General features: G+C 37.3%; 2 protein-coding genes. Both read right to left on the bottom strand.

Translation table 11 applies throughout. The features are described 5' to 3' along the window. Positions 1-191 (bottom strand): glycine cleavage system protein H (locus tag ACIQ0D_RS12325; protein ID WP_395806050.1); only part of this gene is annotated, 191 nt, incomplete at its 3' end. 127 nt (positions 192-318) lie between these two features. After that, a partial coding sequence (sprA, locus tag ACIQ0D_RS12320) for a cell surface protein SprA (RefSeq protein WP_395806048.1) occupies positions 319-3,375 on the bottom strand: 3,057 nt, incomplete at its 5' end.

The following is a 3,375-nucleotide window of genomic DNA, read 5'->3' as shown; positions in this document are numbered from 1 at the left end:
GTTTTTACGGCTTCAACAGTGCCAAAAACATCTTCGCTATTTACCTCTTTGCCCAAGGTATTGATATCTACATAAACGATATCGCCCAATTCATTTTGAGCAAATTCAGTAATACCAACAAAGGCTTGGTTGCCTTCAACGCGAATCCATTCGTGATCTTTAGTGTATTTTAATTCAGCAGGAAATTCCATTTTATTGTCTTTTTAATTTTTACAAAAATACTTTATTTGATCAGACTTCCAATTAATTATAGAATTGTTAAAGCTGATTTATAGAAATTGTACCTTCTTTCACAAATCTAAGAATCTGAGCTTAACCTTATAAATTAAACCTCAAATTAATTCCAAAATTACTGAATGAAGTATTAAATGATTGAGAAGTATAAGGCTTAGTGATATTACCATCATAAAATACGCGCATCGTAAAACGTTGATTTAGAACATAATCCACTGATGGCCTAACCGTGATGTTCTTTGCTCCTGAAGAAACCTCTGCTTCGTCTATATCGGCCCGGTAAATAAGCATCTTACGATCATTCAAAGCAAAATCCATTTTGAAATTCATGTCGTTATCAAGCTTTAGCGATTTAAACAAACCGAAAGGAAAGCGGAATCCGTTGGTACGATAACCCATACCTATAACTGCCCCATTCTCATTTTGCTGAGCAAGCTGCCCATTGGATAAGCTAAAGCTCAAGGCTCTTGATTTACGGTATTCTAAATTCAGAGTCATATTATTTTTAAGACGCACATCTACCCCTAGCAAAGGCAAAAACTGCTCAAATAAGGTAATTTGAGAGAATTGATAAAAAGGTAAGAAGTTACCATTGGCATCTCTCACATTGACACCACCATTAGCCTCCTGATAACGCACCAAAGAGTTAAAACCATTTACCGTATAAGTTGAACGATAAGCATGGTTAATATCAATAGAAGTAAAAATATCGCTTAATACTGGTAATTTATTTAAACCATTATAACTCAAACGCCAGTTAGGAATTGGGATTTTAGGGAAACGACCTAAGGATACTTTATTAGCATCTTTACCGGTGTATGCCGCTAAAAATGAGGATACTAAGACATCCTGTGAGTTTTTATTATAGCCATCCGCAAATCCACCACTTGAACCAGCAGAATTTGGATTTTGCGCTCCAAGCCTCTTCGAGATTATTATTCTATTCTCCTGAAACTGCCTAAATAAAGCTGAAGTATTTGTTAATTTATTCTCTTTACTAAAGGCTGTGAACAAAGTGAAATAGGACATGGTAAAATCTCCGGTGGTTACGGGACTTAAATTCTCGAAGCTATTGCTAGAGGGTAAGAATTTGAAATTAGTGGAATAGTTAAAATTCTGACTCTTAATTGCCGTCAATTCGATTCGTAAGTCACTAAGAGGTTCCACCAAACCTCTAAAGTTCATATCCTCCTTAGAGGTAGTAATGTATAATTGGTTCTGAAGCGAATCTCTGGTAATCCAACCACCTTGCAATGCTCGGTTTCGAATATCACCCTGACCACCTATCAAGAAGTCATAACCCGGCGCTCCTGTATTAAAATCCTGACCAAAGAAGTTTGTCTTTGGTAAATATCCTGGCAAGAATGTGCCCTGAGACCTTGTATAGGCACCACTCACATTTTTTAAGCTTGTTAATAAATTAATTAAAAATGCAGCTTTCGATTGTTTATCGGTTCCATTCATGCTCCTTATAAATCCGAATTTATTGTACAGAGCTACCAAACTCAAGGTTGGATTAATTTGAATGGTACGTGAGTTTTGGATATTATTTCCAATGTCGATATTTGGATCATTTAATGTAAGCAAGGGCTCAGTTTGCCAATTAAAACCTGCTCCGTAACGTGTTGCAACCGTAACCCAGTCTAGACCAGGTACCTTATTGATGGGAATATTATAGGTCAGGTTAAGCGTATGACCATAGTCTGTAGTCCGGCCCAATTTCTTTAAATTCTCCCAAAGTGTATCGCGCTTCAATCCATTGATACGACCCTCAGGCTCATCAATTATCGAATAATTTGTTGCATTAAAGTCGATTTGCATCGATCTAGTAAGATTCCAGCTGATGCCATAAATACGCGACATCTGGAAATTCTTGTTAAAATTGGTATTGATAGGCAAGAAATTATTAGGATCATTATTTCTTAGCGTATTTTCAGAATACAATCGATTTACATCAATGCTGAAGTTTAAAATGGAAGGTAAAAGGTTGAAATTCAGGTCACGTATTAAACCGAGGCTCTTTGATTTTATTAATTTCTCAAATGGGGTGATTGGCTTCGCCTGACTAGAATAACTATATTGGAGTCCGGCGCGATATGTTTTCTGAATATTATTTTCATTGATAAAATCGCGGTGACTAAACTCATTAAAGGCATAGGTTACGCTTAGATTTTCGATATCCCAAGGGTAAGATTTACTTTCTGAATTTGTTTTAATTTTACGAACATTGGTAAAATTGATACTTTTGCGCGATGTAAAATCTTCGGTAATATAACGAATAGAGTCTTTTTCCTGCTTAGTTGCATTTTCAAGAGTTGTTTTAAACTCGGTATCTCGGTTTCGAGGGTCAAATTGTGGTGAACCAATTTGAGTAGAGAAATTCACAAACATGGGTACTTTAATCCCGGTTTTCTCTGGGAAGAATTTACCTAATTCAACATTTCCTGAAACATCAAAGAGTACATTATCTTCACGATTACGCTCACTTACTCTACGATCGATAGAGCCAAAGCCAAAAGTGCTTTTACTTCCAGAAATGGTGATATCAGCAAAATCAGCAAGCTTTGCATTCATCCGTGCGGTGGCTCCCCAACCTCCAGATTCATCAAAATCAGTAAGCCTAAGCTCATTAAACCAAATTTGTGCCGATTTGTCCAGCCCATCATCTAGTCCCGGATTTGCCTCATTCCGCAAAGGATTTCGAACCCCAAGCATATAAACACGTACTCTACTAAGATCGGGCTGACCCTTCACAGTTACTACATTTACCCCATCCTGAAAGGTAAAAGGAACATTTATAGGCCATGGCTGACCATTAAGTTTGGCACGATTTCGAGCAGCTTTAGCCTCCAAAAACAGCTTTAGCTCTACATTCATCTTATTTTGTTCCGGCCAGATTAACCCAGGGTCATTTGTCCCAGGATTTGTCACCTTTAAGGGAATATCATAATCGTAATAATTATCTTGATTGTCTGCACCTATCCTTAAAAATGCACGCAAGTCATTGTCTTTTAGCTGATTACCCTCGGCGTGTATAAACATTTCCATACGTCTGTACGATCGGAAATCGTTGGATGTAGTTCTAAAGGTAGCACGCCCATAGCCATCACGTAAATTTTTAACATTTAGGGCTAGCGACTG

The organism is Daejeonella sp. (assembly GCF_044342615.1).
Taxonomy (GTDB): Bacteria; Bacteroidota; Bacteroidia; order Sphingobacteriales; family Sphingobacteriaceae; genus Daejeonella.
Note: the sequence above shows the minus strand (reverse complement) of the source record. Positions and strands in the feature narration are given on the sequence as shown.